Source organism: Mesorhizobium australicum (assembly GCF_900177325.1).
GTDB classification, from domain to species: domain Bacteria; phylum Pseudomonadota; class Alphaproteobacteria; order Rhizobiales; family Rhizobiaceae; genus Mesorhizobium_A; species Mesorhizobium_A australicum_A.
Map to the genome: position 1 here is coordinate 128,060 of NZ_FXBL01000004.1, position 14,657 is coordinate 142,716.

A 14,657-nucleotide genomic window follows, 5' to 3' on the forward strand; every position below is an offset into this window, starting at 1 on the left:
GAAGGTCTGACGTGTCCCGGAATAGCCCGCAGGCCCGCCTGGAAGCATCGCTTGCACGCATAGCAGCATGTGAGCCGCAGGTCCGCGCCTTCGTGGAGTACGACAGCGATAACGCCCGCGCGCAAGCTGCGGTATCTGGCCGGCGGCCTGGGCTCCTTGATGGCGTCGTGGTTGGCGTCAAGGACGTTATCGACGTTATGGGCTTTCCCACCCGCTTCGGCTCCGCCCTGTTCGCCGAGGCCGGGCCCTCTCGTGTAGACGCGACTGTCGTACGCCGGCTGCGGGATGCGGGCGCCACGCTGCTCGGAAAACTAAAGACGACCGAATTCGCCTATACCGATCCAACCGACACCGACAATCCAAGCGCGCCGGGTCACACGCCTGGCGGCTCCAGCAGCGGGTCGGCCGCGGCCGTGGCCGCAGGAATGGTCGAGCTTGCCCTTGGGACGCAAACGGTCGGATCTGTGTGCCGGCCGGCCGCCTATTGCGGGGTACCCGGGTTCAAGCCGTCGACGGGCGGCCTGCCGCTGAACGGCGTAGCGCCTCTTGCGCCGGAGTTTGACACGGTGGGTATGATGGCCCGCGACATGGCGCTCGCCATTCGCGCGTGGCAGGTCTGCGCAAGCCTGGAGGACATTCCATTACCCACGGTGCGCATCGAGGGCCTGCGAATCGGCGTTCTGTCGGACCCGCTGTTCCGGGCCGTGTCGCCGGTAGTACAGGGCGCGCTCGATCATGTCGCCGGCATGCTGGCTTCTGCAGGAGCGATCTTGGTCGAGATCGACACCGCGGTCGATCACCGGGCGCTGAGGGCGGATCATCGCGCTCTCATGTTCAGGTCTGCCGCTCTCCATCACGGTGCGCTCCTGGAGCGGGGCGACAGACTCGGCCCAAACTTCCGACTTGCCATTGAGACAGGTCGGGTCTTGTCTTACGCCGAATGCGACGCCGCCCGAGACAGGCTCCGCGACGCGCGCAGCAGGCTTCAGGCTCATGCGAGCAACGTCGATGCGCTGTTGCTTCCGCCTGCGGCGGATGTGGCGCCGGAAGGGCACGCCAGCACTGGCGACGCCGGCCTCATCATCTCATGGACGGTGATGGGTGGGCCGATTGCGGTGATGCCGGTCGCCCGGCGACAGGGGAAGCCCCCGACCGCCGTGATGCTGACTTGCCTTCCAGGAAACGACGCATGGCTGGGCTCGCTCGCCATCGGTATGGAAGCTCTTGAAAGACAGATGGAGATCGAATGACGTCGATGGATTCTTCCCGGTTGACTTGGCCGGTCGCGCCTTGGCCGGTAAGCGACCGCCCTACCATCCGCTGGCCGAACGGCGCGCGCGTGGCGTTCTGGGTTGCGCCGAATGTCGAGTTCTACGAGATCTCCCCGCCCTCGAACCCGGTGCGGGCGGCCTGGCCGCGGCCAGCGCCCGATATCCTGAACGTGACGGCGCGCGACTACGGCAATCGGGTCGGCGTATGGCGCTGCATCGACATATTCGACCGATACGGCATCGTTGGCTCGGTCTCACTGAACTCGGCTATGTGCCGGCATTTCCCGCATGTGGTGGACTTGTTCGTGGAGCGCGGTTGGGAGCTGCTGTGCCATGGCGACTACAACACCCGCTACCTGTTCGGACGCAGCCGGGAAGACGAGAAGGCGCTGATCAAGAATGCCTGCGCGGAAATCGCCGAGTTCGGCGGCCGGCCGGTTGAAGGCTTCCTGGCGCCAGCGTTGACCTACACCGAGCATACGTTCGACATCCTGACTGAGCTCGGTATCTCGTATACGCTCGATCTCTTCGATCGTGACGAGCCCTACAGGCTTTCGCCCCGCTATGGGGAGATGGTCAGCGTTCCCTATCAGGTCGAGATTAACGACTTTCACGCCCTGACCGCTCAAGGCCTGGCCGGCGAATTCTATCTTCGGCGTTTCAGAAACCATCTGGACCGGCTTTGCCTGGAAGGCGAACAGTCCGGCCGCGTGGTGGGCTTGCCCCTGCACCCTTACATCATTGGCCAGCCGCAATATGTCTGGGTATTGGAAGAGATGATGGCCTACGTCCGGCAGCGGGACGACGTGTGGATTGCAACCGCTGGCGACATCGCGCGCCATTTCCGCGCAACGACGGCTGGCAGCAGGCAGGGAGCGACGCAATCGTGAGCGACAGACAGGGAAGGGTCCGGGTGGCCGGGACCGGATACGACCACACGATCTTCGGTTTTCGTGGCGCGAACGAGCCTGCACCTTTCGTGCTGCCGGACGGGAAGGAACTGGTCGTCACACCTATCGTGGTGCTCCAGAGGTTTCATATCGACGCGAAGCCGCCATTCGCCGTTCCGGGTATGCTGGCGCGGCCTTGGCCAGACATCGGCACCGCCACGCAGCGCGAGGTTGGGCTGCATGACGGACTGCGGCGCGTGCTCGACGCGTTCGACGAGGCGGAAGCTGCCGCCACCTTCGTCGTTGAGGCCGACGCCTTGCCGCATCTTCCGGACATGCGCAAGCGGCTCGCCGCCTCGCCTCACGGCATCGTTGCGGGAGGACGGCACGCGGTCGGCCTGCACGGTTCTCATCTGACGGAAGAGGAGGAAGCCGGGATCATCGCGGTGGTGAAGACCGAGCTGGAAGCGTTCTTCGGCCGGGAGGTCGCCGGCTGGCGTAGCCCGTACAACGCTCAATCGGCGTCGACCCTGTCCCTCCTCGCGCGAAACGGATTCAGCTATTGCGGCGACCTGAACAACGATGAACGTCCCTACATGCTGGATGCTGGCGGGCAAAGCCTGTGGGCCGTCTCAATGCCCCATACGACTTCCGACTTGCACAATATCGAGATTTCAAAGCAAACGGCGGAAGATTTCTTCTTGGCACAGTTGCGCGGGATTGACTGGCTGCTCGATTCGTCGGAGCGCCGTCCAATCGTCTATCCGCTCGTCCTGCACCCCTGGATCGTCGGTGTTCCGCATCGGATCGCCGCTCTTGCTTCGTTCCTGCGTGACGTCGCATCGCGGAGGCGTGCAGCCTTCTGGTCGACGGATCAGTTGGTGGCCGCCTGTCGGCGGTGATCATTCTTCGCTGCCAGGCGACTGGCACCAAAATTCCTCCACCCTCCACTCTCGATTTCCTTACATGATTGATGACAGTTGGACACATGATCCGTCGGAAGGGTTTCTCGCTCTTCTTGGGGGGATTTGGTGGCGTGACCGCGGGAATGAAAGGGAGTTTGCGTTCCTCGCAGAAGAGAGGCACTCCAATCGCAATGGTGTGGTGCATGGGGGAATGCTGATGACATTTGTTGATCGCTCATTCGCAATCGCAGCTCGGAGGGCATCGGGGGCCACTCGTACAGCCACGATCAGCTTGTCCCATCAGTTCCTCACGCCTTTGCAGATAGGCTCCTTCGCGACTGTGCGGCCGCGAATTCTCAAGTTAACCAAACGCGTCGCCTTCCTCGAGGGTACGGTCTGGTGCGATAACGATCCCGTCACGCAAGCGCAGGGAGTGTGGCGGTTGAGCGCAAGCTCACCTTCCCGGCAGGCGGAAACACATCGCCTGTAGAACTCAACGCCATTCTTGCCCGACAAAATGGTGCGGATTGGGGTCGTGAAATGTATCATTCGGGTTGAGAGTAGCGATTCTACCCGCTGATCGAAGCCGGCTATGCGTGGCCGATCCGCAGACGCCGTCCGGGAAAACCGTTACAATGGATGCCTCGAAGCCACGCGCTCGCCGCCCCGCCACCACCGGGAATCCTGCGATAGCGATTGCCGTCCTGGCAGCGGGCCGGTCCACCCGGATGGGCGCGCTCAACAAGCTCCTGGCCCGTTTCAAAGGAAAGCCGCTCGTGCGTCTGGCGGCGGAGCGCGCGCTCGCCACAGGCCGGAGGCCGGTCTTCCTTGTGACAGGCCATATGGCGGAGGCGATCGAGGCTGCCGCTGCCGGTCTGGAGGTGGAGACGATCCGCAACCCCGCCTTCGATACAGGCCTGTCGTCGTCCATAAAGGCCGCGATCCAGGCAGTGCCCGACGGCAGCATCGGACTGCTCGTGCATCTTGCTGATATGCCCACGATCACCACCGACCAGCTCGCGGCCATGATCGACTGCTTCCTCGCGATGGGCGGCCATGGAATCGCATGGGCCACCGCACAGGGACGGCGCCGGAATCCGGTCATCATCCCGCGCAGCCTCTTTGAGGCCGTCCTTTCGCTCGATGGCGATACTGGCGCACGTCGTGTGCTCGAGGTCTCGGGGCTCCCCATCCACGAGGTCGAGCTTGGCCCAGCGGCGAATTTCGACGTCGATACCCCGGAGACGCTGGCGGCGGCCGGAGGGCGATTCGACTAGTTGGAAAACCTACCCGCAGCAGGTATGTGGCACAGCTCAAGAATTTGGCTTGGCCAACAGCCAAAGCTGGCCGAGCATAGTCTGGGCATGATCAGTGCCAAGACGCTGGAGCATCCTCTGCTGATGCTCGGCAAAGCGACGCTTGAGTTCCTCCAACAGGACGCGACCCTGATCGGTCAGGAAAATCTGCCGATGCCGCCGATCTTTTACCGACGCAACCCTCTTTGCGAGTCCCCGCTTTTCGAGCGAATCAATGATGGGAACCATCCGCGGGCGTTCGACACCGAGGGCCGAAGCGAGATCGGCCTGATTTGCTCCAGGATTGTCTGCCACCACCGCTAGCACCGAGAACTGCACGGTCGTAACGTTCAACTCTGCAAATGTCCGGTAGATGTCCTGGAACACCGCCATCTGCGCCCGCCTGATGGCGTAGCCGATCGTGCTCTCGAGATAGGTGAGATCAAGCCCCGACTCCGGCGGCTGTCCTTCATCGGTGGTCACCGACACGAGTCGATCCGTTCGTTGCACCTGTTCGTTCATCAAGCTTCCTTTATCTCCTATGACCTCAGTTCTTCCGAACTGGCTGTCCCATCCCGCTGCCGATTCCCCGATCGCTTGATATGCCAGCCCGGCACAAAAAAGTCTTGTCATTAATCGGTAATAGCGTTACCTATCACTTGCATTGCTGAACTGACACTGCCGGTTCAGTGGAGTGCAAGGGAGGAAATCATGGGATTTTCAGCAGCTTCGCACCAAAGTGCCGACGAAACGCAACTTTCAGAACTTGTACTGAAAGGGCCGAGTGCGGTCACCCGGTTCCATACCCTCGGCGAAATGCTGGCCCGCAGCGCCGAACGTGCGCCGGACACGGCCTTCCTGAAACAGCGCATTGACGGAGGATGGCGGACCCTCTCCTATGAGCAGGCGCTTGCCGGAGCGAAGCGCATCGCTTCCTTCCTGACGGAGTGCGGCCTGTCGGCGGATCGCCCGCTTGCAATCCTGTCGGGCAACAGCATCGACCATGCGCTCCTGTCGCTCGGTGCGATGGTCGCGGGGATCCCGGTTGCGCCGATTTCGGTCGCATATTCCCAGTTTTCCGATTTGACCCGGCTGCGGGAAATCCTGGCAATCCTGACGCCCGGCCTCGTCTTTGCCGAGAATGGCGCAACATTCGCGAATGCGCTCGCGCTAGCCGACGAACTGAATGTGCCGGTCATCGTATCGGCGAATCCGCGATCGGATTCGTCGGACCGCATCTGGACGAAGCTTTTAGAGGCCGCGCCGGAACAGGTGGACGAAGCCTCGGTCACCAGCGATACCATCGCCAAAGTGCTCTTCACCTCCGGCTCGACGGGAACGCCGAAGGGCGTGATCGTCACGCACGGCATGATGTGCTCCAACCAGGATGCCATGGCACAGCTGTGGCGCTTCCTGGACGACGAGCCACCGGTGATCGTCGATTGGCTGCCGTGGAACCACATCTTTGGCGGTACTCTGGTTTTCAACTGCGCGCTGCGCAATGCCGGCACGCTCGTCATCGATGAGGGACGGCCTGTTCCGGGGCAGTTCGATGCGACCATACGCAATCTCGTCGAGGCGCGCCCGTCCGTCCATTTCGGTGTCCCAAGAGGCTATGGCGAACTGATCGACGCGCTTGAGCGGGACGAGGATTTTGCCAAGGCCTATTTCAGCCGGCTGCGGACCATTTTCACAGCTGGCGCTGCCTTGCCTGCCGATCTCTGGACACGGTTGCACGATCTCGCCGCCCGCTACGGCAGGCCCGACTTGCGCATCCATGTCAGCTGGGGGGCGACGGAGACCGCGCCCGTGGTCACACTTTCCCCGCCGGACAACACGCAGGCGGGCAATCTTGGCGTTCCGGTGCCGGGCGCCGAGGTCAAGCTTGTTCCGAACGAGGACAAGCTCGAGCTGCGCGTAAGGGGGCCGATGGTCACGCCCGGCTACTGGCGCAGCCCGGAGCTGACGGCGCAGGCCTTTGACGCCGCCGGCTTCTACCGGATCGGCGATGCCGGAAAGCTGTTCGAGGACGGAGACCCCGCCAAGGGAATCCTGTTCGATGGCCGGACAGCGGAAAATTTCAAGCTGGTCACCGGCACTTGGGTTCAGGTTGGAGGGTTGCGCCTTGCGGTGTTGGAGGCGTGCGCGCCGCTGGTGCAGGAGGCTGCAATCGCGGGACACGACCGTGACGAGATCGGTCTTCTGATCTTCCCCAATTTCGCCGCCTGCCGCGAGACCGCCGGTTTGCCTAACGCATCTTCGGAGGAGCTTGTTGCGAATTCGGAGATCCGAAAAGCGATTACGAGGACGCTCGGCAAGGTCGGAGATGGGAAGGGGTCCTCGACGCGCATCGGACGCGCTTTGCTGGTGTCGACGCCGCCGTCGCTCGAGGCCGGCGAAATGACGGACAAGGGCTATCTCAACCAGCGCGCCGTGCTGCGCGAGCGCGCGGACCTGGTGGAGCGTCTCTACGCCGAGCCAACGCATCCCGACGTGATCATTCCGGATCGCCACAGCTCGATCTAGTTCAAACAGAAAGGTACAGACAGTGAGCGGAGATATCTTCCTCGTGTCCGGTGCGCGCACCGCCATCGGCGGCTTCGGCGGCACCCTTAAGGACTTCTCGCCGACACAGCTCGGCACCGTTGCGGCCAAGGCCGCCATCGAGCGCGCCGGGCTTCACGCAGAGGACGTCGACAATTCGGTCTTCGGCACGGTCATCCCGACGGAAGCTGCCGATCTGTTCCTCGGCCGCACGATCGCGATCGAGTCCGGCTTGCCGGTAGAAACCCAGGGCCTGACGCTCAACCGGCTTTGCGGGTCTGGCGCGCAGGCGATCGTCACCGCCGCGCAGATGATCAGGCTCGGCGAGTCGCGAATTGCCATTGCCGGCGGCGCCGAAGCCATGAGCCGGTCGCCCTATTCGATCGACGGGATGCGCTACGGCAAGCGCATGGGCAACGGCCAGGTCTATGACTGGCTGACCAACACGCTTGCCGATCCATTCGGTCACGGCGGGATGGGGGACACGGCGGAGAATGTCGCTGAGAAGTTCCAGATCACGCGCGAGCGCCAGGACGCCTTTGCGCTGGAAAGCCAGCGACGCGCCGCAGCGGCGATCGTGGAAGGCAGGTTCAAGGATCAGATCGTTCCGGTCGAAGTGAAGACGCGCAAGGGTGCCGTGGTCTTCGATACGGACGAGCATCCGCGCCAAACCAACCTCGACGAACTGACGAAGCTGAGGCCGGCCTTTCGCAAGAACGGGACGGTGACGCCCGGCAATGCCTCGGGCATCAACGACGGCGGCGCGGCCTTGGTCCTGGCCCACGAGGACGAAGTTGCCCGCCGTAACCTCAAGCCGCTCGGCAGGCTGCTTTCGTGGGGTATCGCCGGCGTTCCGCCGGAGATCATGGGCATCGGCCCGGTGAAGGCGGTCCCGATCGCGCTCGAGCGCGCCGGTCTGAAGATCGCCGACATTGACGTGTTCGAGTCGAACGAGGCGTTCGCAGCACAGGCCATCGCCGTCAACGACGGGCTTGGACTGCCGACCGACAAGGTCAATCCCAATGGCGGCGCGGTCGCGCTCGGCCATCCGCTCGGAGCGACCGGAGCGATCCTCACCATCAAAGCGCTGCATGAGCTTCGCCGCATCGGCGGACGCTATGGCGTGGTCACGATGTGCATCGGCGGCGGCCAGGGCATCGCGCTCGCCATCGAGAGCTTGAACTGAGGGATCCAGGATGGCCAGTGCAGTGCGAGTGGCTGATTTGCCCACAAATAGCGACGAGAAGGAAGACGCCGGGCAGAATGCCCTGATCTCGCGCGCCGCAGTAATTGGCGCCGGCTCTATGGGTTCCGGGATTGCCGCACATCTGGCCAATGCCGGCGTGCCCGTCCTCCTACTCGACATCGTCCCGGATGGAGCAAGCGACCGCGACACACTCGCCAAAGCTGCCGTCGAACGGCAGATCAAGGCTGGCGGTTTCATGCATCCCGAGCGCGCCGCACTCATCGAGGTCGGCAATGTCGAGGACGATCTGGGCAGGATTGTCGAGGCCGACTGGATCATCGAGGCCGTGTTCGAGGATCTGGAAATCAAGAAGGCGCTGTACCGGCGGGTAGACGAGGCGCGGCGTGCCGGCTCGATTGTCTCGTCGAACACCTCCACCATACCGCTGGGCCAGTTGATCGAGGGAGCTTCGCCGCGCTTCAAGGGCGATTTCGTCATCACGCATTTCTTCAATCCTCCCCGGCACATGCAGTTGCTGGAGCTTGTGGCGAGCCCGGCAACCCGACGAGACGTTCTGGAGCGGATCACTGCGATCGGCGACCGGGTGCTGGGGAAAAGCACGGTTCTATGCCGGGACACGCCTGGCTTCATCGCCAATCGCGTCGGTAATTACTGGATGTCGGTCGCGGCCCTCGAAGCCATGCGCCTCGGCCTCACCGTCGAGGAAGCCGATGCGGTGATGAGCACGCCATTCGGCATACCGCGCACCGGGGTCTTCGGTCTCTTCGACTATGTCGGCATCAATCTGGTGCCACTCGTCTGGGGCAGCTTCATGCGCACGCTCGCTCCGGAGGACGCGCATCGCGATCACGACATCACGGCAGACCCGTTCTTCGCGGACATGCTTCGCCGCGGTCTTGTCGGGCGGTTCGGTCCGGGCGGCTTCTATCGGCGCAAGGCCCAGGACGGCGGCCGGGTCGACGAGGCGATCGACCTACGAACCGGGGAATACCGGCCGCGCCGGAAACCTGAGCTCGAAAGCCTTTCGGCGTCCGATCTGCGCAGTCTCTGCGCGGCGGATGATCGCGGCGGTCGGTATGCATGGTCGGTGTTTTCCCATCTGATCGGCTACGTCGCAGCTATCGCGCCCGAAATCGGCGACGACGTCGCCGCCATCGATCTGACGATGCGGCTCGGGTACAACTGGTCCGAAGGTCCCTTCCAGCTTGCGGACCGCGTCGGCCCGGCCTGGATCATCGACCGCCTCCAAGCGGAACAGCGGCAAGTCCCGCCTCTCCTGCGCCGCGCCGCCGAACTCGGCGGCTTCTATCCGGAAGAGGAGTCTGTTCTGGGTACCGATGGCGTGCTCCGCCGCGCTGAACACCCTGAAGGGGTTCTTGCGCTTGCAAGCGTGAAGAAGTCCGGCGGGCGCGTTGATGGCAACGAATCCGCCTCGCTGTGGAACCTAGGCGACGGGGTCGCTGGCCTCGAGATCCACACGAAGATGAACGCCTGCGACATGGCCGTCGTGGAGCAGGTCGAGCAGGCGCTCAACCGTGTTTCGGCTGATTTCCAGGCGCTCGTCATCGGTTCGGACAATAAGCGTGCGTTTTCGGCCGGCGCGAAGCTCGACGTGTTCATCGCCCTGGTGAAGGCGGGAGACTGGGCCGGTCTCGAGAGTTTCGTTGCTCGCGGACAGGCGGCCTGGCTGGGACTGAAATACGCGCAGTTCCCCGTTGTTGCCGCTGCGGGCGGACTGGCGCTCGGGGGCGGCTGCGAGCTGATGATGCATGCCGACGAGGTTGTCGCGCATGCCGAACTCTATGCCGGGCTGCCGGAGCGCAAGGTCGGGATCATTCCCGGCTGGGGCGGCGTGACGCAGGTCCTGCTGCGGGCGCAGGAGCGCTCGGCCGATGCGCCGACTGCTGCCGTGAAAGCGTTCGACCTCATCGCCGGCGGCGAGGTTACCAGCTCCGCCCTCTCGGCCGTCGATGCAGGATTCCTGCGGGCTTCCGACAGGATCGTTATGAACCGTGATCGTCTGCTCGCCGTGGCGAAGGCCAGGGCCATCGAGCTTGCGGTCGACTACGCCGCCCCGAACCGGGCCGAAATAGCGGTCGACGGCGCTGCGGCTACCCGGAGGCTCGAAGAGCGAATTGCCGGGCAGGTCGCCGCTGGCGGCTTCACCGAGACCGACGCCGGAGTGGCCCGCGAACTTGCCCGCGTAGTCGCGGGCGGCGTCGCGAATCCCGCCGTTCTTTCCGAGCTGGATCTCATGCGCCTCGAACTGTCCTCGATGCTCGAGCTCGCCCGACGGCCAACGACGCTGGAGCGTCTGGAGCACATGCGTGCAACCAACAAGCCACTCCTGAACTGAGGCCGGCGGCTGTGACCTATATCGCGCCAACCGAAGATGTCGCGTTCTGCCTGACCGAATGCACGTCCGCACTCGCGCTGGCGCGAGCCGGCGCGTTCGCCGGCTTCGACGGCGACCTCGCGGCGGCCATACTTGAAGAGGCCGGAAAGTTCGCGAGCAATGTATTGCTGCCTCTCGACGCCGTTCTCGATCGGGAAGGCTGTCGGATCGAGAACGGAGCGGTGCTCACGGCAAAAGGGCATCGCGAGGCATATCGTGCGTTCGTAGAGGCCGGCTGGATGGGGCTGACGCTGCCGGCGAAGTGGGGTGGGCAGGAGCTGCCGCTTTCGCTCGGCGCGGCATGCCTCGAGTTCTGGCATTCCGGCTCGATGGCATTCGCCATGGGAACGCTGCTGACCATGGGGGCGGCGGAGACGATCGAGGCGCACGGGACCGAAGCGCTCAGGCAGACCTATCTGCCCAAGCTCGTATCGGGTGAGTGGACGGCGACCATGGCGCTGACGGAGCCGCAGGCAGGCTCCGATCTGAGCGGCATACGCACGCGCGCCGAGCCGGCGTCCGACGGCAGCTACCGTCTCTTCGGCACCAAGATATTCATCTCCTACGGCGATCACGACCTGACCGACAACATCGTCCATCTGGTGCTGGCGCGCCTGCCTGATGCGCCAGCCGGCAGCGCCGGGATCTCACTGTTTCTCGTTCCCAAGATGCTTCCAGACGGACAGGGTGGGATTGGCGCGGTCAACGAAGTTGCCTGCTCGGGACTTGAGAAGAAGCTCGGCCAGCACGGATCGCCGACCTGCCCCATGGTGTTCGGAGAGAGGCAGGGTGCGACGGGATGGCTCGTCGGGGTGCCGAACAAGGGCCTTGCGGCCATGTTCACGATGATGAACCGCGCAAGGCTGGCGGTGGCGATGCAGGGCATCGCGGTCGCCGAACGCGCGTTCCAATCATCGTTGTCCTTCGCACGGGAACGCCGGCAGGGACGCGATCCTCTCGGCCGCTCGCCGGGGCCGGCTCCGATCCTCGCTCATCCCGATATCCAGCGCATGCTGATGACGATCCGCGCCCAGACGAGCGCCGCCCGCCTGATCGCGCTTGCCACCGCCGACGCGCTCGATCGCGCGCGTCACGCTTCCTCGGTCGAGGCGCGCGCCGCCGCCCGATCGGAAGCGGACCTTCTCACGCCGGTGGCCAAAGCCTTCTGTACCGATCTGGGGGTGGAGGCCGCTTCGCTTGCGATCCAGATTCATGGTGGGGCGGGCTATGTGGAGGAGACCGGTGTTTCACAGCTTCTGCGCGATGCCCGCATCGCGACGATCTATGAAGGCACGAACGGCATCCAGGCGATCGATTTGGTGGCGCGGAAGCTGCCTGCCGGTGACGGCACCGGCGTAAGGGAGCTCATCGCACGGTTCGTGGCGACTGCTGCCGAGACGGCCGCGTCACCGGACCGCGAGATCGCGACCAGCGGCGAGATCCTCAAGGAAGCCTGCCATGCTCTGGCGCGCGCGACCGAGCACCTTCTCGATGTCGCCAGGCAGAAGCCGCTTGATGCGCTCGCGGGCGCCGCATCCTACCTGCGGCTCTTTGCCCTCGTCGCCGGCGGCACCTCTCTGGCGAGAGCCTGCAACGCGCCCAGCTCCAAGGATGCCGTGCGCCGGCAGCTCATGTTGAGTTTCCGATTCTTCGCGGAACGCATCCTGCCAGAGGCTGGCTGCCTGGCCCGGGTGGCCACGGCTCGCCAGGATCTGTTCGCCGATATCCGCGAATTGCTTGGAGTACCGGAGGGCGGTGGTCCGCCTTCCGTAGTGACCTCGCCTCAAGCACGCCAGGGCGCCACTGCCTGAGGAACGAGGAAAGGGACTGACGTTCAAACTGGAGGAGAACTCATGAAACGCCTTTCTGCCATACTGCCGCTGCTCGCTATCGCCGCACCTTTGCCCGCCTTCGCCGATGTCAACGTCTGCGTCATTGTCTCGGCGACCGGGCCGGCCGCCTCGCTCGGCATTCCCGAGCAGAACACCGTTGCCTTTCTGCCGAAATCGGTTGGAGACACGGCCATCCGCTACGTCGTCTACGACGATGCGACCGACCCGACCGGAGCGACCCGCAATGCCCGCAAATGCGTCGAGGACGAAAAGGCTGACGTGATCATCGGCTCCTCGACGGCGCCCACTTCCGCCGCGGCCGCCAGCGTCGCGGCCGAAACCGGTATCCCGATCATCGCCCTCGCCCCGGTCAACGTGCCGGCCGAAGTGGAGAAGTGGACCTTCCGGTCCGTCCAGAAGAACGAGCAGATGGCCAGCGCGCTGATCGCGCACATGAAGGGCGAGGGCGTGAAGAAACTCGGCTTCATCGGCTATGCCGATGCCTATGGCGAGGATTGGTTGACGACGATCACGCCCATGCTCGCCGAAGCTGGCATTGCGCTGGAGCCTGTCGAAAGGTTCGCACGCAGCGACACCAGCGTAACCGGACAGGTTCTCAGGCTCCTCAGCGCGCAGCCTGACGCGGTCATCATCGTCGGCTCAGGGACGCCGTCGGCGCTGCCGGCGACGACTCTCTCCGAGCGCGGATACAAAGGGACCATGTACCAGACGCATGGCTCGGCGACGCGCGACTTCATTCGCGTGGGCGGCGCGGCGGTCGAGGGGACGTTCCTGCCGGTCGGTCCAGTCGTCGTCGCGCGCCAGCTTCCCGACGATCATCCGTCGAAGGAAATCGGTGTCGCATACACCGAGCAGTACGAGGCCGCACACGGCGAAGGATCGATCTCGGCCTTCGGCGGAATGATGTACGACGCCGGGCAACTAGTGGCGGCGGCCATCCCGGGGGCTCTGGAAAAGGGCGCTCCCGGCACTCCGGAGTTCCGGGCGGGACTGCGCGACGGCCTGGAAAATCTCAATGAAGTCGTCTCGGTTAACGGCGTCTATTCGACGAGCCCGGACGATCACTTCGGCCACGACGAGCGCAGCCGCGTGCTGGTGACCGTCGAGAACGGCGACTTCAGATACGTGCCGCTCGACTGACCCTCCCAGGTCGCGCGAATGGCGCGCTGCGGCCGGGTGGCCGCAGACGCCTCCTTCTGGCCAACGGCACACGGACGCATCTACGCGATGGACACGACTATCACCCTGTTTCTGTTGCAGGACGGCACGATCAACGGAGCGATCTATGCTCTGCTTTCCGTCGCCTTCGTGCTCCTGTTCACGGTCACGCGCATCATCTTCATCCCGCAGGGTGATTTCGTTGCCTATGGCGGGCTGACGCTCGCCGCGCTCGAGCGTGGAGAGACGCCGGGCTCCGTCTGGCTGCTGCTGGCAATGGGCATCGTTGCGGGGCTGATCGAGATGGTTCGCGAGCGGCATCGCCTGAATCGACGTCGGCTGACGACTATCGTCGCATTGGATTTCATCCTGCCGGCCGCCCTCGTCGCGATGGCGGTGCTCCTTGCGCCGCTACGGCTCACGGGCGTCGGCGCAATCTTGCTGACGCTGGCCATCATAGTGCCCATGGGGTCCTATATTTACCGCATCTGCTTCCGTCCGCTCTCCGACGCATCCATCCTGGTGCTTCTCATCGCGTCGGTCGGCGTGCATTGGCTGCTGACCGGGCTCGGCCTCGTCTTCTTCGGTGCCGAGGGTTACCGGACCACGTCGCTCGTCGCCACCAACTTCACGGTAGGACCACTGTTCATCACCGGGCAGAGCGTGTTGATGCTTCTGACCACGGTCGCAATCCTCGCCGCCCTCTATCTCTTCTTCGGGCGAACCTTGGCGGGCAAGGCATTACGTGCTTCAGCCGTCAACGGACGCGGCGCGCGTCTTGTCGGCATCTCGCCCTACAGCTCCGGTCAACTCGCTTTCGCCATGGCGACATTCATCGGCGCGGTATCCGGCGTGCTGATTTCCCCGATGACCACGCTCTACTACGACAGCGGCTTCCTGATCGGGCTCAAGGGCTTCATCGCCGCCATCGTCGGGGGCTTCGCCAGCTATCCGCTCGCGGTGGTGGCCGCGCTCTTCATCGGCCTGTCCGAGGCTTTCGCCGCGTTCTGGGCGAGTGCCTTCAAGGAAGTCATTGTCTTCAGCCTTATCATTCCCATTCTGCTGTGGCTTTCGCTGCGCAGCACACATGTCGAGGAGGACTGATCGTGCTGACAAGGGGCCTTCCGCTGCTCTTCGCG

12 protein-coding genes are annotated in these 14,657 nt (G+C 64.0%); 11 read left to right on the forward strand and 1 reads right to left on the reverse strand.

Annotated elements, in window-relative coordinates:
• Positions 1–11: 11 nt before the first annotated feature.
• From B9Z03_RS02955 to B9Z03_RS02975, 5 genes are all read left to right on the forward strand, one after another.
• Complete coding sequence (locus B9Z03_RS02955; protein ID WP_085462813.1) at positions 12–1,250, forward strand: amidase family protein; 1,239 nt, start codon at positions 12–14, stop codon at positions 1,248–1,250.
• On the forward strand, positions 1,247–2,161 hold the full coding sequence (locus tag B9Z03_RS02960) for a polysaccharide deacetylase family protein (protein WP_085462814.1): 915 nt from the start codon (positions 1,247–1,249) through the stop codon (positions 2,159–2,161). The genes B9Z03_RS02955 and B9Z03_RS02960 overlap by 4 nt, the downstream gene beginning before the upstream one ends.
• Positions 2,158–3,063 (forward strand): polysaccharide deacetylase family protein, encoded by a 906-nt coding sequence (locus B9Z03_RS02965; RefSeq protein ID WP_139832147.1) that lies wholly within the window; start codon positions 2,158–2,160, stop codon positions 3,061–3,063. Before B9Z03_RS02960 ends, B9Z03_RS02965 begins: the two co-directional genes overlap by 4 nt.
• Positions 3,064–3,127: 64 nt before the next feature.
• Positions 3,128–3,556: a PaaI family thioesterase gene (locus tag B9Z03_RS30595; protein ID WP_176247412.1), complete on the forward strand. Its 429-nt coding sequence runs from the start codon at positions 3,128–3,130 to the stop codon at positions 3,554–3,556.
• A gap of 145 nt (positions 3,557–3,701) precedes the next feature.
• Positions 3,702–4,343 carry a nucleotidyltransferase family protein gene (locus tag B9Z03_RS02975; protein WP_085462816.1) on the forward strand — a complete coding sequence of 214 codons (642 nt, stop codon included), beginning with the start codon at positions 3,702–3,704 and terminating at the stop codon, positions 4,341–4,343.
• Between the two features lie 36 nt (positions 4,344–4,379).
• Here B9Z03_RS02975 and B9Z03_RS02980 read toward each other — a convergent pair whose 3' ends face one another.
• Entirely contained in the window at positions 4,380–4,883 is a 504-nt protein-coding gene (locus tag B9Z03_RS02980) for a MarR family winged helix-turn-helix transcriptional regulator (protein WP_176247413.1), read from the reverse strand.
• Between the two features lie 189 nt (positions 4,884–5,072).
• On the opposite strand from B9Z03_RS02980, the gene B9Z03_RS02985 reads away from it, so the two are divergent.
• From B9Z03_RS02985 to B9Z03_RS03010, 6 genes are all read left to right on the forward strand, one after another.
• The gene (locus B9Z03_RS02985) at positions 5,073–6,887 is read left to right on the forward strand and encodes a feruloyl-CoA synthase (protein WP_085462818.1); all 1,815 of its coding nucleotides are present in this window, start codon (positions 5,073–5,075) and stop codon (positions 6,885–6,887) included.
• 22 nt (positions 6,888–6,909) lie between these two features.
• On the forward strand, positions 6,910–8,091 hold the full coding sequence (bktB, locus tag B9Z03_RS02990) for a beta-ketothiolase BktB (RefSeq protein WP_085462819.1): 1,182 nt from the start codon (positions 6,910–6,912) through the stop codon (positions 8,089–8,091).
• Between the two features lie 37 nt (positions 8,092–8,128).
• Positions 8,129–10,468, forward strand: a complete 2,340-nt coding sequence (locus B9Z03_RS02995; RefSeq protein ID WP_210191339.1) for a 3-hydroxyacyl-CoA dehydrogenase/enoyl-CoA hydratase family protein — start codon at positions 8,129–8,131, stop codon at positions 10,466–10,468.
• Between the two features lie 11 nt (positions 10,469–10,479).
• Positions 10,480–12,318, forward strand: coding sequence for an acyl-CoA dehydrogenase (locus B9Z03_RS03000; RefSeq protein ID WP_085462821.1), 1,839 nt, complete (start codon positions 10,480–10,482; stop codon positions 12,316–12,318).
• Positions 12,319–12,360: 42 nt separating this feature from the next.
• A complete protein-coding gene (locus B9Z03_RS03005; protein ID WP_085462822.1) occupies positions 12,361–13,500 on the forward strand; it encodes an ABC transporter substrate-binding protein in 1,140 nt (379 codons plus the stop codon).
• An 87-nt stretch (positions 13,501–13,587) separates the two neighbouring features.
• Positions 13,588–14,622 carry a branched-chain amino acid ABC transporter permease gene (locus tag B9Z03_RS03010; RefSeq protein WP_085467474.1) on the forward strand — a complete coding sequence of 345 codons (1,035 nt, stop codon included), beginning with the start codon at positions 13,588–13,590 and terminating at the stop codon, positions 14,620–14,622.
• The last annotated feature ends 35 nt before the right edge of the window (positions 14,623–14,657 follow it).